A 20,645-nucleotide genomic window follows, 5' to 3' on the forward strand; every position below is an offset into this window, starting at 1 on the left:
ATTCGGCAGCAAGCGGCGGGATGCGCCACGATAGCGCGTTGGCTACAGTAGGCTCATACGGTGGCTGACGAGTGTGGGAAAGGAAACGAGATGACCGCGACAGCGAAACGCCGCGCCCTGGCGGCGGCAACGGAAAGCGACCCGCGCTGGGCGGCGGTGCTGGCACGCGACGCGCGCGCCGACGGCCGTTTCTACTACTCGGTGCAGAGCACCGGCGTCTACTGCCGGCCGTCGTGCGCGGCGCGGCAGGCGCGGCCGGAGAACGTGCGCTTTCACGCCAGCTGCGCCGACGCCGAACGCGCCGGCTATCGCCCGTGCCGGCGCTGCAAGCCGGACCAGCCGCCGCTGGCGCAGCAGCACGCGCAGAAGGTCGCCGCCGCCTGCCGCCTGATCGACAGCGCGGACTCGCTGCCGGACCTGGCAACGTTGGCCGCAGCGGTCGGCCTCAGCCGCTATCACTTCCACCGCCTGTTCAAGCAGCGCACCGGGCTGACGCCGAAGGCCTACGCCGCCGCGCGCCGCGCCGAGCGGGTGCGCAACGGCCTGCAGCAGCACGACACGGTGACGGCGGCGATTTTCGACGCCGGTTTCAACGCCAACAGCCGCTTCTACGCGCAGGCCGACGCGGTGCTGGGCATGACGCCCGGCGACTATCGCGCCGGCGGCGCGCGCACGGTGATCCGCTTCGCCATCGGCCAGTGCACGCTGGGTGCGATCCTGGTCGCGCAGAGCGAACGCGGCGTGTGCGCCATCTCGCTGGGCGACGACGCCGAGCCGCTGCTGCACGAGCTGCAGGACCGCTTTCCGCGCGCCGAGCTGATCGGCGGCGACGCCGACTTCGAGCGCCTGGTGGCGACGGTAGTCGGTTTCGTCGAGGCGCCGGCGCTGGGGCTGGACCTGCCGCTGGACGTGCGCGGCACCGCCTTCCAGCAGCGGGTGTGGCAGGCATTGCGCGAGATTCCGCCCGGCGAGACCGCCAGCTACCGCGACATCGCCCGGCGCATCGGCGCGCCGCAGGCGGTGCGCGCGGTGGCCGGCGCCTGTGCGGCCAACGTGCTGGCGGTGGCGATTCCCTGCCACCGCGTGGTGCGCACCGACGGCAGCCTGTCCGGCTACCGCTGGGGCGTGGCGCGCAAGCAGGCGCTGCTGGCGCGCGAGGCCAAGCCGTGAGCGCCGGCGCTTGCAAACAGGCATGCGGGCGATGACGGCCGACCTGTTTGCCGACCAGCCGCCACAGTGGCAGGAATCGCTCGGCGACGGCGCGCGGGTGCTGCGCGGCTTTGCGCTGCCGTACGCGGCGGCGCTGCTGCAGGCTCTGCCGTCGCTGCTGGCGCAGGCGCCGTTGCGCCACATGCTCACCCCCGGCGGCCAGCCGATGTCGGTGGCGATGAGCAGCTGCGGTGTCTACGGCTGGGTCAGCGACCGCCGCGGCTACCGTTATGAGGCGCAGGACCCGGCCAGCGGGCTGCCGTGGCCGCCGCTGCCGGCGGACTGGTTGCGCTTGGCCGCCAGCGCGGCGGCGGCGGCAGGTTTTGCCGGCTTTGAGCCGGATGCCTGCCTGATCAACCGCTACCAGCCGGGCGCGCGCATGGCGCTGCACCAGGACCGCGATGAGCGCGATTTCGGCCAGCCCATCGTGTCGGTGTCGCTGGGTCTGCCGGTGGTGTTCCTGTTCGGCGGCATGCAGCGCAGCGAGCGTGCGCAACGGGTGCCGCTGGCGCACGGCGACGTGGTGGTGTGGGGCGGGCCGGCACGGCTGCGCTACCACGGCGTGCTGCCGCTGCAGCCGGGCAGCCATCCGCTGCTGGGGGCGCAGCGCATCAATCTCACCTTCCGCAAGGCGCGCTAGCGGCGGCACCGGGACAACAGGGCGCCGCCGACAAGGTTGGCCGCGGCGTGGCGGCCAAGCTTGCGCCTTACTCGATGGCGGCGATGGCGTTGGTCTGCTGCCGCAGCAGGAATTTCTGGATCTTGCCGGTGGAGGTACGCGCGATCGGGCCGAAGATGATGCGCTTGGGCACCTTGAAGCGGGCGAGGTGGGCGCGGCAGTGTTCGATCACCGCCGCCTCGTCGCCGCTGACGCCTTCGCGCAGCTCGATGAAGGCGCACGGCACCTCGCCCCATTTCGGATCCGGCAGCGCCACCACCGCCGCCGCGATCACGTCCGGGAAGCGGCACAGCACGTCCTCCACTTCCAGCGAGGAGATGTTCTCGCCGCCGGAGATGATCACGTCCTTGGAGCGGTCCTTGATCTTGACGTAGCCGTCGGGCTGGATCACCGCCAGATCGCCGGTGTGGAACCAGTCGCCGGCCAGCGCCTCGGCGGTGGCGGCCTCGTTCTTCAGGTAGCCCTTCATCACCAGGTTGCCGCGGAACATGATCTCGCCCATGGTCTCGCCGTCGTGCGGCACTTCCTGCATCGTCTCCGGATCCAGCACCGTCATGCCGTGCTGCATGGTGTAGCGCACGCCCTGGCGGCCGTTGCGCTCGGTGCGGCTGGACAGGTCCAGCGCCTGCCACGCCGGCTGCTTGGCGCAGACCGCGGCCGGGCCGTAGGTTTCGGTGAGGCCGTAGACGTGGGTGATGTTGAAGCCGAGCTTCTCCATGCCCTCGATCACCGCCGACGGCGGCGCGGCGCCGGCCACCAGGCAGTTGACGGTATGCGCTATGCCCTGTTTGCACTCCGCCGGCGCGTTGATCAGCATGGTGTGCACGATGGGCGCGCCGCAGTAGTGGCTGACCTTGTGCCGCTTGATCAGCTCGAAAATCAGCCGCGGGTCGACGCGGCGCAGGCAGACGTTGGTGCCGACGTTGGCCGCAACCGTCCACGGGAAGCACCAGCCGTTGCAGTGGAACATCGGCAGCGTCCACAGGTAGATGGCGTGGTGCGGCATGCCCCAGTCGACGATGTTGCTGATGGCGTTGAGGTAGGCGCCGCGATGGTGGTAGACCACGCCCTTCGGGTTGCCGGTGGTGCCGGAGGTGTAGTTCAGTGCGATGGCGTCCCACTCGTCGGCCGGCAGCTGCCAGGCGAACTCCGGGTCGCCGCCGGCGATGAATTCCTCGTACTCCATCTGCCCCAGACGCTCGCCGGGGCCGTCGTATTCCGCGTCGTCGACATCGATCACCAGCGGCGGCGCCGCCAGCAGCGCCAGCGCCGGCTTGATGGTGAAGCTGAACTCGCGGTCGGTGATCAGCACCCGCGCCTCGCCGTGCTGCAGCATGAAGGCGATCGCTTCCGGGTCCAGCCGGGTGTTGAGGGTGTTCAGCACCGCGCCGGACATCGGCACGCCGAAGTGGCATTCCACCATCGCCGGGATGTTGGGCAGCATCACCGCCACGGTGTCGCCGGCGGTGACGCCGTGGCGTTGCAGCGCCGAGGCCAGGCGCCGGCTGCGGGCGTAGGTGTCGCGCCAGTTGCGCTGCAGGCTGCCGTGGATGACGGCGATGTGTTCCGGGTAGACGCTGGCGGCGCGCTCGATGAAGCCCAGCGGCGACAGCGCGGTAAAATTGGCGGCGGTCTTGGCCAGACCGGTCTGGTAGGGCTTGCTTGCTTGTGACATCCGGCTCTCCTGTGTTGCTGCTTTGTGTGGTGCCGTCCGGCCCGGGGCAGGGTGGCGGCAACTGTTATCCGGTCGATGGTTGCGATAAAACCTTGCGCAACTTTGTGTCAAATGTAACGAATCGTTGCCACAGGGCATTTTGTGGTGCCGCTGCTCTAAAATGGGGCTTTTACCCGCTATGCCAGTGTTTTCTGGCCAAGGAACGTCGTGATGATGCAACACCCGTCGCCAGACGCCGCACTCGGCACCACGCTGCTGTCCGGGCTGGACCTGCTGGAGCAGGGCGTCAGCGTGTTCGATGCCGGGCTGAGGCTGGTGGCCTGCAACCGGTGCTTCCTGACGCTGCTGGATTTCCCTCCACAGCTGGCGGCGGTCGGCACGCCGTTCGAGGCCTTCATCCGTTATAACGCCTGCCGCGGCGAGTACGGCCCCGGCGACGCGGAACTGCAGGTGGCGGAGCGGGTGGTGCGCGCGCAGCGCTTCGAGCGCCACGAGTTCGAACGCAGGCGCCCGGACGGTACGCTGCTGCGCGTGCGCGGCGCACCCTTGCCGCAGGGCGGTTTCATCACGCTGTACAGCGCCCCGGGCGCAGGGCAGGCAGCCGCGTGCCATCGGCAGGCACCGGCGCCCGATCCGGCGGGGCAGGCGCTGGAGCAGGCGCGGCAGCGGCTGGGGGTCGCGCAGCTGGCCAACGAGCAGCTTGCTGCCGCCTTGCAGCGCAGCGAACAGCGGCTGCGGCTGATCACCGACACCATTCCGGCGCTGATCGCCTATTTCGATCACGGCCAGATCTACCGCTACGCCAACAAGGGCTACGCCGACTGGTTCGGCCGCGACAGTGCGCAGATGAGCGGGCGCCACATCTCGCAGGCGCTGGGCAGCAAGTTCTACGCCGCGGTGCAGCGCTACGTCGAGGAGGCGCTGACCGGCAAGCAGCTCAGCTACGAGTACTCGATGGAAAAGGACGACGGCAGCACCATCTTCGCGCGCAGCACGCTGGTGCCGGAGATCGCCGCCGACGGCGAGGTGCTGGGCTGCTTCGTGCTGTCCTTCGACATCACCGAGCAGAAACAGACCCAGGCGGCGCTGGTGCAGGCGCAGAAGATGGAGGCCATCGGCCAGCTGTCCGGCGGCATGGCGCACGACTTCAACAATATGCTGACCGTGGTGCTGGGCAACCTCGGCGAATTGCGCCGCCGCCTGCCGCCGCAGCCGGCGCTGCTGGACTATCTCGACCCGGCGCTCCACGCCGCCGGGCGCGGCGTGGAGCTGGTGCGGCGCCTGCTGGGCTTTGCCCGCCAGCAGCCGCTCTTGGCGCAGCCGGTGCGCATCGGCTGGCTGATCCCCGGCATGATGCAGCTGCTGCAGCGTTCGCTGCCGGAAAACATCGTGCTGGATTGCCAGCTGGTGGCGGAGCACGACTACGTGATGGCCGACGCCAACCAGCTGGAAAGCGCCATCCTCAACCTGGTGCTGAACGCGCGCGACGCGATGCCGGACGGCGGCAGGCTGCAGATTGCGGCCAAGGTCGAGACGCTGGATGCGCGCGCCGCCGCCGAGTGGCAACTGGCCGCCGGCGACTATATCCGCATCGACGTGACAGACAATGGCTGCGGCATGACGCCGGAGGTGCAGCTGCGCGTGTTCGAGCCGTTCTTCACCACCAAGCAGTTCGGCAGCGGCAGCGGCCTGGGCCTTGCGATGGTGTACGGCTTCGCGCGCCAGTCCGGCGGCCAGGTCAGCGTCAGCAGCCAGCCGGGGGGCGGCAGCGTGTTCAGCCTGCGCCTGCCGCGCACCACGCCGACGGCGCAGCCGCAGGGCCGGCTCGATTTCAGCGGCCGGGCCGGAGGCCGCGAGCGGCCGCTGGTGCTGCTGGTGGAGGACGACCCGGAGGTGCGGCGCGTGGTGCAGCGCCAGTTGAGCGCGCTCGGCTATCCGGTGGTGGAGGCGGAAAACGGCGACGAGGCGGCGACGCTGCTGGCCAGCATCGCCGACATCGGCCTGCTGCTGAGCGACATCGTGATGCCGGGCCGGCTCGGCGGCCGCCAGCTGGCGGCGCTGGCGCGTCAGCAGCGGCCGGAGATCCGCATCCTGCTGATGAGCGGCTACGCCGCGCCGGCGGAGGTGGCGGATGACCGCACCCGCGACATTCCGCTGCTGGCGAAACCCTTTACCGAGGCCCAGCTGGGCCGGATGCTCGACGAGGTGATGTTGTGTCCCAGAACGAACTGACGGTGGCGGTGCCGCCCGAAAAACTGATCTACGTGGTGGAAGACGACCTGGCGGTGGCGCGGCTGATCAGCGGCGTGCTGGCGGAGTACCAGTTCCGTCACGAGTCGTTCCGCACCGGCCAGGCCTTCCTGCAGCGGCTGCGGCAGCAGACGCCGGACCTGTGCATCGTCGACCTCGGCCTGCCGGACATGGACGGCATGGCGCTGCTGCGGCAGATCCGCGAACGCCATCGCTGCGGCGTGATCATCCTCACCGGCCGCGGCCATGTCGGCGACCGCGTGATGGGGCTGGAAAGCGGCGCCGACGACTACATCATGAAGCCGTTCGAGCCGCGCGAGCTGGTGGCGCGGGTGCGCAGCATCCTGCGCCGCTGCGAGGCGCCGGGCGAGACCGGCGACGCGGCGCGGCAGCGGGTGGCGCATTTCTCCGGCTGGCGCTTCGACGTGGCGCGGCTGTCGCTGTACGCGCCGGACGGCGGCGAGCGCCCGCTCAGCGCTGGCGAGGGGCTGATGCTGTTGCGCTTCCTGGAGCGCCCCAACCGCGTGCTGCCGCGCGAGCAGCTGCTGGGGCAGCACGACATCTCGCCGTTCGACCGCAGCATCGACGTGCGCATCTCGCGGCTGCGGCGCAAGCTGGAGGACGACTCCTACAATCCGCGCCTGATCAAGACCGTGTACGGCGCCGGCTACCTGTTCGTCAGCAGCGTGGTGTGGGAATAGCGCGTTCGCGCCAGGGGAAAACGCTTGCGGCCAACCTTGAATCAAGGTTGGCCGCAGTATTTTGACATTTGCCCTTACACCGGCAATTCGCAGCCGCTGCGGGCGCTGTCCAGCCCCAGCTCGATCAGCTGCATCACCGCGATCGCGTCGTCCGCCGGCACCGGGTTGGCGCCTTCGCCGCGGATCGCCGCCGCCACCGCGGCGTAGTAGTGGCGGTAGTCGCCGTTCAGCGTCGGCACCACGTCGCCGTGCTCCTCGCCATCCTGCTGCCAGTAGTGCAGGCCGTGCAGCGGGTCCTCGCCCCAGCCGGCGCAGCCCGGTGCCTCGCCGCGTTTCAGCGCCGCTTCCTGGGTGTCCAGCCCGTATTTCACGTAGCTGCCCAGCGTGCCGTGCACCGCGAAGCGCGGCACGCCGCCGCTGATCAGGCTGCTGGCCGACAGCCGCACCCGCAGCCGGCCGTAGTGCAGCTGCACGTGGAAGTAGTCGGTGGCGACGGCGCCGCAGCGCTGCGCGGCGAAGTCGGCGTGGATGGTGCGCGGCCGGCCGAATAGCTGCAGCGTCTGGTCCAGCAGGTGCGGGCCGAGATCGAACCACAGCCCGCCGCCGGCCGTCGCGGATTCGCGCCAGCGCGCCTGCACCTGCGGCCGGTAGCGCTCGAAGCGCGACTCGAACAGCGCGATGTCGCCCAGCGTGCCGTCCTGCAGCAGCTGGCGCACGGTGAGGAAGTCGGCATCCCAGCGCCGGTTGTGAAAGGCCGACAGCAGGCAGCGGTGCACGCCGGCCAGCACCTGCAGCTCCTGCGCCTCGGCCGCGGTCAGCGTGAACGGCTTGTCGACCACCACGTGCTTGCCGGCGGCCAGCGCCGCGGCGGCCAGCGGGAAGTGGCTGTCGTTGGGGCTGGCGATCACCACCAGGTCGATGTCAGGATCGGCCAGCGCCAGCGCCACGTCGCTGAGCACGCGGCTGCCGGGGTGTTCGTGCAGCAGCTGTTCGCCCTTGCTGCTGACGATGGTGTGCAGGCACAGCGCCGGGCAGGCGTGCAGCAGCGGGGCGTGGATGGTACGGCCGGCGTAGCCGTAGCCGATCAGGGCGACATTCAGGGGCATGCTCATGGTGGGTCTTCCGGTGGGTCTCTGCTTTCAGCCTAGTCCAAGGGTGGCAGCCGGCTGGATTCATTGCGGGGTCGCTGCCGCTTTAATGGCCTGGCATGGCGGGGCAGGGGGCAAGAAAAAGGCCCCGTGTCGTGATACGGGGCCGCTGGCCTTAGAACCTGTTCAATGTCTGCTGCGCTTCGGCGATACCGCGTTAAAAGCGCCTTCGGAATGCTCATTTACGACTTGTAAACTCCGCTTCCTCAGGCGCTTTCGCCTTGTCTCGCTCTAGCTCGCGAGACTTTGAACAGGCTCTTACTGGGCGGCCGAGGCGGCCGGCGGCGCCGGATCTTCCTCTTCTTCCCACGGCAAGGCGACGCGGGTGCTGTTGACCAGCAGCGTGCCGTTCTTGAAGTCGATCTTGGTGGCCAGCTGGCCGTTCTGCTGCGTGATCAGCTTCTGGTTTTCCCATTCGCTGAGCTGGGCGTCGAGCAGGCTCTTGGCCAGGTTGTCGATTTCGCCGAGATCCGGCTGCTCTTCGGCGCTGGCGTCGACGGTGAACAGGTTGCGCGCCTGCGCCACCACCATGTTTTCCAGCGTCTGGCGCGGCAGCTCGATGTTGAGCAGCGCGATGAAGCGCTTGATGAATTCCAGCGGTGTCTTCAGGTCGCTTTCCTGCAGCCCCTGCAGCGCGATCTGGCCGTCAAGCCTGGCCTCGCCGGTCGGCATGCGCAGCGAGAAGGTGTTGATCATGATCTTCGGATCGTTGATCAGCAGCGGCAGGCCTTGCTTGGTGATCGCCTCGATGTAGCGCTTGCGCAGCTGCGTCGGGTCCTTCTCCTCGAACGGGATGCGGGTGAAGGCCTGGTCCAGCTTCACCAGCGTCGGGCCGTGCAGGTGGTTGGCGGAGATGTCCAGCTTCAGCGGGCCGTACACGCTGTCGTTGTAGCTGAAGGTGTCGAAATCCAGCTTGCCGCGGGTGTTGATGAATTCTTCCTGCTCGCTGGTGACGATCTGGTACTTCAGGTTTTTCAGCTCGACATTCGACGGACGGAACTCGCCGCTCGGGTTGATGAACTCGCCGACGCGCACGCGGCTGACCAGGTGGATCAGTTCGTTGAGCTTGATGCTGTACGGAATGCTCTCGTTCCACTTCAGGCTGACATTGGCCACCGACAGCTCGCCGGTGCCGAGCTTGACGCCGGTGTTGCCGGGGCGCACATCGGACAGGTAGCGGATGTTGTCGAAGCTGAAGCGGCCCTTGGGACCGGCCTCCAGCGCGAAGCCGGGCGACACCGACTCGGCCTGGTATTCCTTGTAGCCGTCGGCGTAGTTCAGGCGCAGGTCGAAGCCGCGCCAGGTCATCTTCACGCCGGCGAGGGTTTCCTCGTAGTCGAATTTCGGCACCGCCACGTTCAGCTCGCCGCCGCCGGCGAGGCCCAAGTGGTTGACCACGGTGATCGGTTCGGCGTCGCCAAAGAAGCGCTGCAGCGTCTTGCGCGTGCTCTCGCTCATGTCGAAGGTGGTTTCGACGCGGGCGCGGCCGGGGCTGAAGTGGCCGCTGAGCAGGCCTGGCAGCGGGCCGTGGGCCACGTCGTGGTGGTAGCGGATGGTGCCCTGGAACAGCGGGCGCACGTTTTCCGGCAGCAGGCCGATGTAGGGGCCGAGCAGTTCCTGGTTGAACTCCAGCTCGGTGGTTTCCTGCGACGAGAACCAGCCGCGCTGGTACTGGTGCGACTTGACCTTGAACACTGACATCGCCGCAATCATCTGGTGTTGCTCTGTCAGCGTTTCCTCGGCCTTGATGCCGGCCCAGTAGGAAAAGGCGCCATAGAAAGCAAAAGTGCCGGCGACAGCGGCGGCGGTGAGTTTGATAGCGTGCTTGTTGACGTTCACGATCCGGCCTGAGTGACGAAATGACTGCGTATCTTACAGTAGCCGCGCCGGCGTGACGAATCGCTACGCTGGAGACTGTCGATTCTTTTGCCGTTTACGCCGGCGAATTGTGTAAAATGGTGCGTTATCTCTGTTAAAACAATGAGGTTTGACTACGAATGGAATGGCTTAACGGTCTGATCGACCTGCCCTGGTGGGGTTATATCGTGGTGGCATTGGTCCTGACCCACATCACCATCGCGTCGGTAACCATCTTCCTGCATCGCCATCAAGCGCACCGCGCCCTGGACCTGCACCCGATCCCGAGCCACTTTTTCCGTTTCTGGCTGTGGCTGACCACCGGCCAGGTGACCAAGGAATGGGCGGCGATTCACCGCAAGCACCACGCCCGCTGCGAAACGGCGGAAGACCCGCACAGCCCGCAAGTGCTGGGCATCAAGAAAGTCATGTGGGAAGGCGCCGAACTGTACCGCGCCGCCTGCAAGGACCGCAGCATCATGGAAAAATTCGGCCACGGCACACCCGACGACTGGCTGGAACACAATGTCTACACCAAGCACACCGGCAAGGGCATCCTGCTGATGCTGGCCATCGACGTGGTGCTGTTCGGTGCCGCCGGCCTGTCGATCTGGGCGGTGCAGATGGCATGGATTCCGTTCTTCGCCGCCGGCGTGATCAACGGCATCGGCCACTTCTGGGGCTATCGCAACTTCGAGAACGAAGACGCGTCCACCAACGTGCTGCCGTGGGGCATCCTGATCGGTGGGGAAGAGCTGCACAACAACCACCACACCTTCGGTACCTCGGCCAAGCTGTCGTACAAGTGGTTCGAGTTCGACATCGGCTGGATGTACATCCGCATCCTGGAAATCTGCGGCCTGGCCAAGGTACGCAAGGTGGCGCCGCGCCTGGTGGAGGAGCAGCGTGCCCAGCAGCTGGATCTGGAACACCTGCAGGCGATCATCGCCAACCGTTACGCGGTGGCGGCGCGCTATGCCCGCGAGCTGAAGGACGTGTACCGCGTCGAGGTGGAAAAGCTGCACCTGCCGGAGCTGAAGGCACCGCAGCTGGTGCGCAAGATGAAGGTCTGGCTGAAGCAGGACGCCAAGGACACCCCGGCGCAGGAACGCGAGCAGCTGGCGGTGGTGCTGGAAAAGAGCCAGGTGCTGCATACCGTGTACTCGATGCGTCAGGAGCTGTCGCGCCTGTGGGAGCGTTCGTCGCTGACCCGTGACGAACTGCTGAAGGAACTGCAGGACTGGTGCGCCCGCGCCGAGACCAGTGGTATCGAATCGCTGCAGCGTTTCTCGCAGAGTCTGCGTCGTGCCTCGGTGGCCTGAGAACCCTGTTGTCTGACCCAACGCCGGAGCGACCCTCCGGCGTTTTGTTTGGTGCTGCCGCGCAGTACCAGTACCCATCATCCATTTATTCGGGAGTCGCAATGAGTCTGTATCGTCACAAACCGGGCAAGCGCATGTCGGAAGCCGTGGTCGTCAACGGCCTGATCTACACCGTGCAGGTGCCGGAAAGCGGTCAGGGTGATGCCCGCGCGCAGACCGCGGAGACCCTGGGCCTGATCGACACCGTGCTGGCCGAGCTGGACAGTGACAAGAGCAAGATCGTGGAAGCCACCATCTTCCTGACCGACCTCGCCGATTTCGACGCCATGAACGAGGCGTGGGACGCCTGGGTGGCGGAAGGCAATGCGCCGGTGCGCTGCACGGTGCAGGCGAAACTGGCCCATCCGGACTGGAAGATCGAGATCCGCATCGTCGCCAGCCGCTAAGACAGGCACGGCGCCGGCAGTCCGATCGCCGCGCAAAAAGGCCGCCGCACCGATAGGTGCCGGCGGCCTTTTGCATGCTGTCAGCCGGCCTTGTCCGGTCTCCGCGCAGGGGCGCGAGGCCAGAACAAGGCAAGGTTGGCCGCAAGGCGTTGCGGCCAACCTTGGTGCGGCTTATTCGCTCAGCGACTCCAGCTTCCACTCGCCGCCGCTGCGCAGCGTCAGCGCGAACTGGTGGTGGATCAGCAGCGTGCTGCGGTGGCCGACGCTGACCAGCGTGGCGTGTGGCAGGCGGCTGCGCAGTAGGCGGTACAGCGCTTCTTCCAGCCCTTCGTCCATCGCCGAGGTCGCCTCGTCGAGGAAGACCACCTTCGGCGCCGCCAACAGCAGGCGACCGAAGGCCAGCCGCTGCTGCTCGCCCAGCGACAGGATGCGGCCCCAGTCGGCCCCCTCGTCCAGCTTGTCGACCAGGTGGCCCAGCTGCACCGAGCGCAGCACTTCCGCCGCGTGCTCGTTCTTGGCCGTGGCCGGATGCGGGTAGTGCAGCGCCGCGCGCAGGCTACCCAGCGGCAGGTAGGGGCGTTGCGACAGGAACAGCACCTCGCTCTGCGGCGGGCGCTGGATATGGCCGTCGCAGTGCGGCCACAGCCCGGCGATGGCGCGCAGCAGCGTGGTCTTGCCGCTGCCGGACGGGCCGCGGATCAGCAGCGCCTGGCCGGCGCCGAGGCTGAAGCCGAGCTGCGCCAGCAGCGTCTGGCCGTCGGGAGTGCGGATCGTCAGCTGCCGCACGCTGAGGCCCTCGTTCTGCGGCGTCAGCTCCGGCGTCGGCAGCTGGTCGGCGCTGTGGATGGCGTCGATGAAGCCGGTCAGACGATCCAGCACCGCCTTGAAGCCGGCGAATTCGTCGTAGGCGCTGCGGAAGAAGGACAGGTTGCTTTGCAGCTGGCCGAAGGCCTGCGAGGTCTGCACCATGTCGCCGAGCGTGATCTGCTTGGAGAAGAAGCGCGGCGCCTGCAGGATGAACGGGAAAATCACCCCGGTCTGGCTGACGATCAGGTTGAAGCCGGACAGCTTCAGCGTCCGGTGCACGATATCCCAGGCGTTGCCGATCACCTGGCGGAAGCGATGGCGCAGGGTGGTGCCCTCGACCTTCTCGCCGCGGTAGAAGGCGATGTTCTCGCCGTACTCGCGCAGCCGTACCAGCGCGTAGCGGTAGTCGGCGCCGAATTTCTCGTTGAGGAAGTTGAGCCGGATCAGCGGCTTGCCGATGCGGAACGCGAGCACGGTGGCGACGATCACGTAGATGTAGACCATGAACACCAGCCCGCGCGGGATCTCGACGCCGAACAGCGCGAACATGCCGGACAGCCCCCACAGGATCAGCGTGAACTCGAAGGTGGACACCAGCGCGTCGATCACCCCCATCGCCAGCGACAGCGAGGAGCCGACGAAGCTGCTGATGTCCTGCTGGATACGCTGGTCGGGGTTATCCGCTGGCTTGGCCAGGTGCTGGCTGCGGTAGTAGCCCTGCTTGTCCAGCCACTTGCCGAGAAAGTACTCGTTGAGCGACTCCCGCCAGTGAATGGCAAACACCTGGCGCAGGTAGTACTCCAGCAGTGAGCGGCCGACGTGCACCGCCGCCAGCACCCCGAAAATCAACATCGAGGCCCAGAACAGCTTCACGTTCAGCTGTTGCAGCGCGCTGTACATGTCGTTGTACCAGCGCGAGAACAGCACGTTGACGCGCACCCCGGCCAGCGTGATCAGCAGGATGGCGCCCAGGCTCAGCAGCGGCCTCCAGCCGCTGACGCGCGGGGTGAAAAACGGTGCCGCCAGCCGCCAGAACTGGCGTCCCCATACCGTGGTGCGCGCCAGCGCGACCCCCAGCAACAGTGATGCCACCAGCGTGATGGCGGTGGCCTCGCCCAGCCAGATGGCGCTTTGCAGCAGTTCCTGACTCCAGTTCATCGGTTCTCCTTATGGTGCGGTAATGCAAATCCCGGTTAGATATGGCCGCCAGCATAGCGTTTTTTGTGCGGGCGGGGCAGCGGCAAACTCCGCTGCGGGGGGATTGACAGCTTTGCTACAATAGCGGTTCACCAATAACCAACTGCACAGGCTCATCCAGTCATGCTCAATCTTTACAACACACTGACCCGCCAGAAAGAAGCATTCAACCCGATCGAACCCGGCAAGGTAAAGATGTACGTGTGTGGCATGACCGTCTACGACCTGTGCCACATCGGCCACGCGCGGATGCTGACCGCGTTCGACGTGATCTACCGCTGGTTTGCCGCCTCCGGTTATGACGTCACCTACGTGCGCAACATCACCGACATCGACGACAAGATCATCAAGCGCGCCGCCGAGCGCGGCATCAGCGCCGAGGCGCTGGTGGAGGAAACCATCGCCGACATGCACGCCGACACCGAGGCGCTGGGCCTGCTGCGGCCAACCTTCGAGCCGCGCGCCACCGCCCACATCGGCGGCATGCAGGACATCATCAGCAAGCTGATCTCCCGCGGGAAGGCCTACCCGGCGGCCAACGGCGACGTGTACTACGCGGTGCGCGAGTTCGACGGCTACGGCAAGCTGTCCGGCAAGACGCTGGACAGCCTGCGCGCCGGCGAGCGCGTCGAGGTGGACCCGAACAAGCGCGACGCGCACGACTTCGTGCTGTGGAAAGCCGCCAAGCCGGGCGAGCCGCAGTGGCAGAGCCCGTGGGGCGCTGGCCGTCCGGGCTGGCATATCGAGTGCTCGGCGATGAGCTGCCACCACCTGGGCGAGCATTTCGACATCCATGGCGGCGGCGAGGACCTGCAGTTCCCGCACCACGAGAACGAGATCGCGCAGAGCGAAGGCGCGCACGGCCAGCAGTACGTGAACTACTGGATGCACAACGGCTTCATCAACGTCGACGGCGAGAAGATGTCCAAGAGTCTGGGCAACTTCTTCACCATCCGCGACGTGCTCGGCCATTTCGACGGCGAGGTGATCCGCTTCTTCATCGTGCGCAGCCACTACCGCAGCCCGGTCAACTTCACCGACGGCATCCTGAACGACGCCAAGCAGGGCCTGACCCGTCTCTATACCGCGCTGCGCGGCCTGGATCTGCCGGCCTCCGGCGGCATCGACTGGAACAACCCTTACGCGGCACGCTTCAAGGCGGCGATGGACGACGACTTCGGTACTTCCGAGGCGATTTCCGTGCTGTTTGAGCTGGCCGGCGAAGTCAACAAGAGCCGCGACGTGCAGCAGGCGCGCCTGCTGAAGGACCTGGGCGGCGTGCTGGGCCTGTTGCAGCGCGATCCGGAAGCCTTCCTGCAGGGCGAGGCCGGCGACGGCCTTTCGGCAGCGCAGATCGAGGCGCTGATCCAGGCGCGCAAGGACGCACGCGCCGCCAAGAACTGGGCCGAGTCCGACCGCATCCGCGACGAGTTGACCGCCGCCGGCATCGTGCTGGAAGACAGCGCCGGCACCACCACCTGGCGCCGTGTCTGAGCAAGAAGGGCAGGGCTGGCCAGCGGCCAGCTTTTGCTTGCCAAACCATTGTCAAGTGCGGATAATGCTGCGTTTTAGATGAAGCGCAGGCAAAACCCCTGCGCCCGATAGAAAAGGAAAAGACCATGCAAGCTGACATCCAGCCTAACTACAAAGAAGTGAACGTGACTTGCTCCTGCGGCAACACTTTCGTGACCAAGTCCACCATGGCTAAAGACGCCTTCCACATCGAAGTGTGCTCCGAGTGCCACCCGTTCTACACTGGCAAGCAGAAGATCGTTGACACCGCCGGCCGTGTTGACCGCTTCAACCAGAAGTTCGGCAGCTTCTTCAAGCGCTAATTACGCTTGCAGCAGTCCGCAAAAAGGCAGCCACGGCTGCCTTTTTTGTTGTTCCGGTTTATCCTGAAGCCCATTGTCCGAGTACGGCTGTCCCATGCTGACCTATAGCGACTCCTCCCAGTCCCGCCTGCCTGCCGCCACCGAAAAGCCGTGGCTGTTGTTATTGCTGACCTTTGCCTGGCTGTGGCCGGGCATCCTGGGCCACACGCCGTGGAAGCCGGACGAGCCCTACGTCACCGCCGTGGTGCAGCACATGCTGGCCGGCGGGCCGTGGTGGCTGCCGGCGATCGACGGCCAGGCCTATCTCGACAGCGCGCCGCTGTACTACTGGGTGGCCACGCTGTTCGCGCGGCTGCTGTCGCCGTGGCTGCTGTCGCTGCACGACGCCGCGCGGCTGGCGACGCCGCTGTTCATGGCCATCGGCCTCGCCTTCGCCGGCGGGGTTGGCCGCGAGCTGATCGGGGGACGGCATGGCCGCAGCGTGGTGCTGATCCTGATCGGCTGCCTGGGGCTGATCGTCACCGGGCACGAGATGAACCCGGTGGTGGCCGGCTTTGCCGGTTATGCCGCGGCGCTGTACGCGCTGGTGCTGACGCGGCGGGCGCCGGCGCTCTCCGGCGCCATCCTCGGCGCGGCGACGGTGGTGCTGTTCCTTGCCACCAGCCTGTTGCCGGTGCTGCTGGTGTGGAGCGTGGCGCTGATGCTGCCGGCCTTCGCCAGCTGGCGCAACAAGGGTTATGCCATCACGCTCATGATGGCGCTGCTGTTCGCGTTGCCGCTGGCGGCACTGTGGCCGCTGGCGCTGTATCGCGGCGCGCCCGAGGTATTCCATGCCTGGTGGCAGTTCCACGCGCTGGGACCGCTGGACGGCTTCGGCGGCCTGGGCCTGTTCCACGAGTTCGGCTACTACCCGAAGCTGGTGCTGTGGTACGGCTGGCCGGCGTGGCCGCTGGCGGCGTGGACGCTGTGGAAAAACCGCCGCTACGAGCTGCCGATGCTGCAGTTGCCGCTGCTGTTCTTCGCGGTGATCCTGCTGCTGCTGACCTTCTCCAACCGCAGCCATACCGAGGACGCGATGCCGCTGCTGCTGCCGCTGGCGGTGCTGGCGGCGGTGGAGCTGGACAGCCTGCGCCGTGGCGCGGCCGCCTTCCTCAACTGGTTCGGCCTGATGGCCTTCGGCCTGTTCTCGCTGCTGGTGTGGCTGGGCTGGGCGGCGATGAACTTCGGCTGGCCGGTCAAACTGGCGGAGCGCGCCCGCTACTTCAGCCCCTACTACGAGCCGCAGGTGTCGTGGCTGGCGCTGCTGCTGGCGCTGGTCGCCACCGCGCTGTGGGGCTGGGCGGTGACGCGGCGCCATCTGCGTGGCCGCCAGGCGGTGACCAACTGGGCCGCTGGTCTCGCGCTGCTGTGGGGGCTGCTGATGACGCTGTGGCTGCCCTTCCTCGATGCCGCCAAGAGCTACCAGCCGGTAGTGCAGGGCATGATGCGGGCGATGCCGGCCGGCGAGCACTGCGTGTCGGTGTCGGTCAGCCAGCAGCTGGCGCGCATCAGCTGGGCCTACTACGCCGGCCTGCGCCTGCAGCCAGTGGCCGACGGCGCCGCACCGGCCTGCAAGCTGTTGCTGATGGTGCGCGACCGCCGCGCCGAAACGCCGTTGCCGGGCTGGCAGGAGCGCTGGCGCGGCAACCGCGCCCGCGACAAGCGCGAGCTGTTCGTGTTGTGGCAGCGCCTGCCGTAAGCACCCGCCGCCAATGAAAAACGCCACCGTTGACGGTGGCGTTTTTCATGCCGTTGCGGCCAACGTTGGCCGCAACACTCAGTCCTGCAGCTCGGGCAGGTCGACAAACAGCTGCAGCGCCTCCGGATTGGCCAGCGCGGTGAGGTTGGTCACCGGCAGGCCGTGGATCACGTTCTTCACCGCCAGCTCCACGATCTTGCCGCTGATGGTCTTCGGGATGTCGGCGACGGCGATGATCTTGGCCGGCACGTGGCGCGGGCTGGCGCCGTTCTTGATCTTGTCGCGGATGGCGGCCTGCAGCGTCTTGTCCAGCTCGCAGCCGTCGCACAGCTTGACGAACAGCACCACGCGCTCGTCATCCTGCCAGCGCTGGCCGACGACGATGCTGTCCAGCACCGCGTCGAAGGTTTCCACCTGGCGGTAGATCTCGGCGGTGCCGATGCGCACGCCGCCCGGGTTGAGCACCGCGTCGGAGCGGCCGTAGATGATCATGCCGTCGTGGGCGGTCAGCTCGGCGTAGTCGCCGTGGCACCACACGTTGTCGAAACGCTCGAAGTAGGCCTTGCGGTACTTCTCGCCGTCCGCGTCGCCCCAGAAACCGACCGGCATCGACGGGAACGGTTTGGTGCACACCAGCTCGCCCTTTTCGCCGACCACCGGCTGGCCGGCGTCGTTCCAGATCTCCACCGCCATGCCCAGGCCACGGCACTGCAGCTCGCCACGGTATACCGGCAGGCTGGCGCAGCCCAGCGCGAAGCAGGACACGATGTCGGTGCCGCCGGAGATGGAGGCGAGGTTAATGTCGTCCTTGATCGCGTCGTACACCCAGTCGAAGCTTTCCGCCACCAGCGGCGAGCCGGTGGAGAACACCGCGCGCAGGCAGGTCAGGTCGTAGTCGCGCTTGGGCTGCAGGTCGATCTTGCGCAGGCCGTCGATGTACTTGGCCGAGGTGCCGAAATGGGTGCAGCGGTAGGTTTCGGCATAGTCCCACAGGATGCGGCCGCCCTTGGCGAACGGCGAGCCGTCGAACAGCATCAGCGTGGCGCCGCTGGCGAGGCCGGACACCAGCCAGTTCCACATCATCCAGCCGCAGGTGGTGAAGTAGAACAGGCGGTCGCCGGCGTGCACGTCGGCGTGCAGCTGGTGTTCCTTCAGGTGCTGCAGCAGGGTACCGCCGTGGCCGTGCACGATGCACTTCGGCTTGCCGGTGGTGCCGCTGGAATAGAGGATGAACAGCGGATGGTTGAAGCCGACGCGGCGGAACAGCAGCTCGCTGGCGACGAAGCTGCCGACGAAGCGCTCCAGGGTGACGGCCTTGGGCACCGTTTCCGCGAAGGCGTCGGCGCGTTCCAGGTAGGGCACCACGATCACTTTTTCCACCGACGGTAGGCCGCTGGCGATGATCTGCATCTTTTCGGCGATGTCGACCTGCTTGCCGTTGTACCAGTAGCCGTCCGGGCAGAACAGCAGGCGCGGCGCGGTCTGGCCGAAGCGGTCCAGTGCGCCGTCGGTGCCGAAGTCCGGCGAACAGCTGGTCCACACCGCGCCGATGCTGCTGGCGGCCAGCATCGCGGCCACCGTTTCCGGCATGTTGGGCATGTAGCCGGCGACGCGGTCGCCTTCGGCAATGCCGTGTGCCAGCATCGCCTGCTGCAGGCGCGACACCAGATCGGACAACTCCCACCAGGTCAGCTCGCGTTTGACCTTGTCCTCGCCCCAGAACACCATCGCCAGCGTGTCATCGCGGCGGCGCAACAGGTTTTCCGCGTAGTTCAGCGCGGCCTGCGGGAAGAAGCGCGCGGCGCGCATGCCGTCCTTGTCTTCCAGCGCCACGCTGCCCTTGTCACCGATCACGCCGGCGTAGTCCCACAGCTGGCTCCAGAAGCGCTCCGGGCGCGCTATGCTGGCGTGCCACAGGCTGGCGTAGTCGGGGTAGCGCTGGTTGTCCAGCGTTTCCGCCAGCCGGGTAAAGGCGGTCAGGTGGGTCGCGCTCAGGCGGGCCGGCGACGGCTGCCAGATCGGATGGTCTGCTGCGTGCATATCAAGTCTCTCCTCAGGAAGCGTGTGGGGTCGCTCAAGGGTGTCGTTCGTTATTATGAAAGCTGTTTGCCGGCAAGTTTACTGCACAGCCATGCCTGCGGTATAGGTCGCCGACCGCGTGATCGCTGCCGCTACCGGCGGGGGTGTTGCGGCCAACCTTGGACAGGGTTGGCCGCAGGCGCGGCGGCTCAGTCTTCCGAGTAGCTGCCGTCGTGCATCCAGCGCGCGTGCTGCGGCGCCTTCCGTGTTTCCGCCCATTCGTTGAGCATGTCCCATTTCACCTCGTCCAGCATCTGCATCATCTTCGGCGTGCCGGTGTTGCAGGCCAGCTCCAGGCGGTGGCCGTTGGGGTCGAAGAAGTAGATCGACTGGAAGATGGTGTGGTCGGTGGGGCCGATCACGTCGATGCCGGCCGCCTGCAGTCGTGCCTTGGTGGCGAGTAGGGTGTCCAGCGAGTCCACTTCCATCGCCAGATGCTGCACCCAGTTGGGTGTGTTCGGGTCGCGGTCCATCGGCGGCCGCGTCGGCAGCTCGAAGAAGGCGAGGATGTTGCCCTGGCCGGCGTCGAGGAACACGTGCATGTACGGGTCCGGCGCCTTGGTGGACGGCACTTCGTTCTCGGCGATCGCCAGCACGAACTTCATGTCGAGGTGTTTCACGTACCACTCCACCGTTTCCTTGGCGTCCTTGCAGCGATAGGCGACGTGGTGGATTTTCTTGATCAGCATGATGGTTGTCTCCGTGAGCGGTGGCCGGGGTGCGGCGCTGATTTCAGTCTGGCACTGATCGCGGTGGCGGCCAGTGGCGATGCTGGCAAGTTAGCCAATAATTCGTTATTGGTCAATTTGTTCGATAATAACGAATATTATCGCCGTGACCGGCGTGGTGGAAATGCTAGAATTGCCGCCGTTTCGACAACACAGACCATGCCAGCGGGCAAGACGGGGTAAAGATGGAAAAAGACCGGCGCGGAATCCAATCAATCGAGGTGGGTGGCAGCCTGCTGCAGACGCTGGTGCGCCACGGGGCGCCGATGATGCTGAAGGACCTGGCCGGCGAGGCCGGCATGCCGGCGGCGAAGGCGCATCCCTATCTGGTGAGTTTCGGCAAGCTGGGGCTGATCGAGCAGGATGCGGGCAGCGGCCTGTACAAGCTGGGGCCGTTTGCACTGCAGATGGGGCTGGTGGCGCTGCACGAGCTGGACGCGGTCAAGATCGCCACCGAGCGGGCGGCGGCTCTGTCGCTGGACATCCAGCAGAACGTGGCGCTGGCGGTGTGGGGCAACCACGGCCCGACCGTGGTGCGGATCCAGGAGTGCAATCGCGTGGTGCACATCAATATGCGTACCGGCACGGTGATGTCGCTGCTGGATTCGGCAACCGGCAAGGTGTTTGCCGCCTACCTGCCGCCGCGGCTGACCGAAGAGATGATCGCCAGCGAGATGGCGGCGCGGCAGGCCGGTATCGAGGAGCAGGCCGCGTTCCAGTCGGCGCTGCAGCGGGTGCGCGAGCGCGGCATGGCGCGGGCGGTGGGCTATCCCTTGCCCGGCATCAATGCCTTCAGCGTGCCGGTGTTCGATCACGCCGGCCAGCTGGCGCTGGTGATGACCACGCTGGGGCCGGCGGCGACATTTTCCTCGGACTGGAACGGGACGATCGCGCAGCGGCTGCGCAGCACGGCGGCCGACATCTCCGCGCAGATCGGCTATCGCGGCTGAGTCGCGGCGCCGCAGGTGCGGCTC

At 66.8% G+C, this 20,645-nt stretch carries 17 protein-coding genes; 11 read left to right on the forward strand and 6 right to left on the reverse strand.

The features are described from left to right. The first annotated feature begins 90 nt into the window (after positions 1-90). Positions 91-1,170, forward strand: coding sequence for a bifunctional DNA-binding transcriptional regulator/O6-methylguanine-DNA methyltransferase Ada (ada, locus tag IE100_RS09710; RefSeq protein WP_189373877.1), 1,080 nt, complete (start codon positions 91-93; stop codon positions 1,168-1,170). A 31-nt stretch (positions 1,171-1,201) separates the two neighbouring features. Further along, a complete protein-coding gene (gene alkB / locus IE100_RS09715) occupies positions 1,202-1,849 on the forward strand; it encodes a DNA oxidative demethylase AlkB (protein ID WP_189373878.1) in 648 nt (215 codons plus the stop codon). A 67-nt stretch (positions 1,850-1,916) separates the two neighbouring features. On the opposite strand, the gene IE100_RS09720 is transcribed toward alkB, so the two are convergent. Beyond that, positions 1,917-3,563 carry an acyl-CoA synthetase gene (locus tag IE100_RS09720; RefSeq protein WP_189373879.1) on the reverse strand — a complete coding sequence of 549 codons (1,647 nt, stop codon included), beginning with the start codon at positions 3,561-3,563 and terminating at the stop codon, positions 1,917-1,919. A gap of 210 nt (positions 3,564-3,773) precedes the next feature. On the opposite strand from IE100_RS09720, the gene IE100_RS09725 reads away from it, so the two are divergent. Together IE100_RS09725 and IE100_RS09730 are read left to right on the forward strand one after the other, a co-directional pair. Next, positions 3,774-5,795 (forward strand): PAS-domain containing protein, encoded by a 2,022-nt coding sequence (locus tag IE100_RS09725; protein WP_189373880.1) that lies wholly within the window; start codon positions 3,774-3,776, stop codon positions 5,793-5,795. Next, on the forward strand, positions 5,777-6,514 hold the full coding sequence (locus IE100_RS09730; RefSeq protein ID WP_229800319.1) for a response regulator transcription factor: 738 nt from the start codon (positions 5,777-5,779) through the stop codon (positions 6,512-6,514). Before IE100_RS09725 ends, IE100_RS09730 begins: the two co-directional genes overlap by 19 nt. Before the next feature lie 74 nt (positions 6,515-6,588). On the opposite strand, the gene IE100_RS09735 is transcribed toward IE100_RS09730, so the two are convergent. Both IE100_RS09735 and IE100_RS09740 read right to left on the reverse strand, forming a co-directional pair. Beyond that, positions 6,589-7,626, reverse strand: coding sequence for an oxidoreductase (locus IE100_RS09735; RefSeq protein WP_189373881.1), 1,038 nt, complete (start codon positions 7,624-7,626; stop codon positions 6,589-6,591). A 294-nt stretch (positions 7,627-7,920) separates the two neighbouring features. After that, complete coding sequence (locus tag IE100_RS09740) at positions 7,921-9,501, reverse strand: YdgA family protein (RefSeq protein WP_189373882.1); 1,581 nt, start codon at positions 9,499-9,501, stop codon at positions 7,921-7,923. Between the two features lie 158 nt (positions 9,502-9,659). Between IE100_RS09740 and IE100_RS09745 the strand changes: the two genes are divergently transcribed. Together IE100_RS09745 and IE100_RS09750 are read left to right on the forward strand one after the other, a co-directional pair. Beyond that, positions 9,660-10,841 (forward strand): DesA family fatty acid desaturase, encoded by a 1,182-nt coding sequence (locus IE100_RS09745; protein ID WP_189373883.1) that lies wholly within the window; start codon positions 9,660-9,662, stop codon positions 10,839-10,841. A 101-nt stretch (positions 10,842-10,942) separates the two neighbouring features. Further along, a complete protein-coding gene (locus IE100_RS09750; RefSeq protein WP_189352195.1) occupies positions 10,943-11,287 on the forward strand; it encodes a RidA family protein in 345 nt (114 codons plus the stop codon). A 171-nt stretch (positions 11,288-11,458) separates the two neighbouring features. On the opposite strand, the gene IE100_RS09755 is transcribed toward IE100_RS09750, so the two are convergent. After that, positions 11,459-13,252, reverse strand: coding sequence for an ABC transporter ATP-binding protein/permease (locus IE100_RS09755; protein WP_189373884.1), 1,794 nt, complete (start codon positions 13,250-13,252; stop codon positions 11,459-11,461). A gap of 162 nt (positions 13,253-13,414) precedes the next feature. On the opposite strand from IE100_RS09755, the gene cysS reads away from it, so the two are divergent. The 3 genes from cysS to IE100_RS09770 all read left to right on the forward strand — a co-directional run bounded on the left by cysS (position 13,415) and on the right by IE100_RS09770 (position 16,864). Continuing rightward, a complete protein-coding gene (cysS, locus tag IE100_RS09760; RefSeq protein ID WP_189373885.1) occupies positions 13,415-14,785 on the forward strand; it encodes a cysteine--tRNA ligase in 1,371 nt (456 codons plus the stop codon). Positions 14,786-14,910: 125 nt separating this feature from the next. Further along, on the forward strand, positions 14,911-15,126 hold the full coding sequence (rpmE, locus tag IE100_RS09765) for a 50S ribosomal protein L31 (protein WP_189373886.1): 216 nt from the start codon (positions 14,911-14,913) through the stop codon (positions 15,124-15,126). Positions 15,127-15,220: 94 nt separating this feature from the next. Next, the gene (locus tag IE100_RS09770; RefSeq protein ID WP_189373887.1) at positions 15,221-16,864 is read left to right on the forward strand and encodes an ArnT family glycosyltransferase; all 1,644 of its coding nucleotides are present in this window, start codon (positions 15,221-15,223) and stop codon (positions 16,862-16,864) included. Positions 16,865-16,942: 78 nt separating this feature from the next. Here the strand turns inward: IE100_RS09770 and IE100_RS09775 are convergent, their stop codons facing one another. Both IE100_RS09775 and IE100_RS09780 read right to left on the reverse strand, forming a co-directional pair. Next, entirely contained in the window at positions 16,943-18,904 is a 1,962-nt protein-coding gene (locus IE100_RS09775) for an acetoacetate--CoA ligase (RefSeq protein WP_189373888.1), read from the reverse strand. 188 nt (positions 18,905-19,092) lie between these two features. Beyond that, the gene (locus IE100_RS09780; protein ID WP_189373889.1) at positions 19,093-19,632 is read right to left on the reverse strand and encodes a VOC family protein; all 540 of its coding nucleotides are present in this window, start codon (positions 19,630-19,632) and stop codon (positions 19,093-19,095) included. Here IE100_RS09780 and IE100_RS09785 point away from each other — a divergent pair. Together IE100_RS09785 and IE100_RS09790 are read left to right on the forward strand one after the other, a co-directional pair. After that, positions 19,612-19,854, forward strand: a complete 243-nt coding sequence (locus tag IE100_RS09785) for a hypothetical protein (protein ID WP_189373890.1) — start codon at positions 19,612-19,614, stop codon at positions 19,852-19,854. The genes IE100_RS09780 and IE100_RS09785 overlap by 21 nt on opposite strands. A 2-nt stretch (positions 19,855-19,856) precedes the next feature. Further along, positions 19,857-20,621, forward strand: coding sequence for an IclR family transcriptional regulator (locus tag IE100_RS09790; RefSeq protein WP_189373891.1), 765 nt, complete (start codon positions 19,857-19,859; stop codon positions 20,619-20,621). The last annotated feature ends 24 nt before the right edge of the window (positions 20,622-20,645 follow it).

This window comes from Vogesella alkaliphila (assembly GCF_014652475.1).
Classification (GTDB): domain Bacteria; phylum Pseudomonadota; class Gammaproteobacteria; order Burkholderiales; family Chromobacteriaceae; genus Vogesella; species Vogesella alkaliphila.

Excerpts from the sequence above, each read along its gene's own strand:
- ada (WP_189373877.1), top strand. The coding sequence starts at position 91 with ATGACCGCGACAGCGAAACGCCGCGCCCTGGCGGCGGCAACGGAAAGC.
- alkB (WP_189373878.1), top strand. The coding sequence starts at position 1,202 with ATGACGGCCGACCTGTTTGCCGACCAGCCGCCACAGTGGCAGGAATCG.
- IE100_RS09720 (WP_189373879.1), bottom strand. The coding sequence starts at position 3,563 with ATGTCACAAGCAAGCAAGCCCTACCAGACCGGTCTGGCCAAGACCGCC.
- IE100_RS09725 (WP_189373880.1), top strand. The coding sequence starts at position 3,774 with ATGATGCAACACCCGTCGCCAGACGCCGCACTCGGCACCACGCTGCTG.
- IE100_RS09735 (WP_189373881.1), bottom strand. The coding sequence starts at position 7,626 with ATGAGCATGCCCCTGAATGTCGCCCTGATCGGCTACGGCTACGCCGGC.
- IE100_RS09745 (WP_189373883.1), top strand. The coding sequence starts at position 9,660 with ATGGAATGGCTTAACGGTCTGATCGACCTGCCCTGGTGGGGTTATATC.
- IE100_RS09750 (WP_189352195.1), top strand. The coding sequence starts at position 10,943 with ATGAGTCTGTATCGTCACAAACCGGGCAAGCGCATGTCGGAAGCCGTG.
- IE100_RS09755 (WP_189373884.1), bottom strand. The coding sequence starts at position 13,252 with ATGAACTGGAGTCAGGAACTGCTGCAAAGCGCCATCTGGCTGGGCGAG.
- cysS (WP_189373885.1), top strand. The coding sequence starts at position 13,415 with ATGCTCAATCTTTACAACACACTGACCCGCCAGAAAGAAGCATTCAAC.
- rpmE (WP_189373886.1), top strand. The coding sequence starts at position 14,911 with ATGCAAGCTGACATCCAGCCTAACTACAAAGAAGTGAACGTGACTTGC.
- IE100_RS09770 (WP_189373887.1), top strand. The coding sequence starts at position 15,221 with ATGCTGACCTATAGCGACTCCTCCCAGTCCCGCCTGCCTGCCGCCACC.
- IE100_RS09775 (WP_189373888.1), bottom strand. The coding sequence starts at position 18,904 with ATGCACGCAGCAGACCATCCGATCTGGCAGCCGTCGCCGGCCCGCCTG.
- IE100_RS09780 (WP_189373889.1), bottom strand. The coding sequence starts at position 19,632 with ATGCTGATCAAGAAAATCCACCACGTCGCCTATCGCTGCAAGGACGCC.
- IE100_RS09790 (WP_189373891.1), top strand. The coding sequence starts at position 19,857 with ATGGAAAAAGACCGGCGCGGAATCCAATCAATCGAGGTGGGTGGCAGC.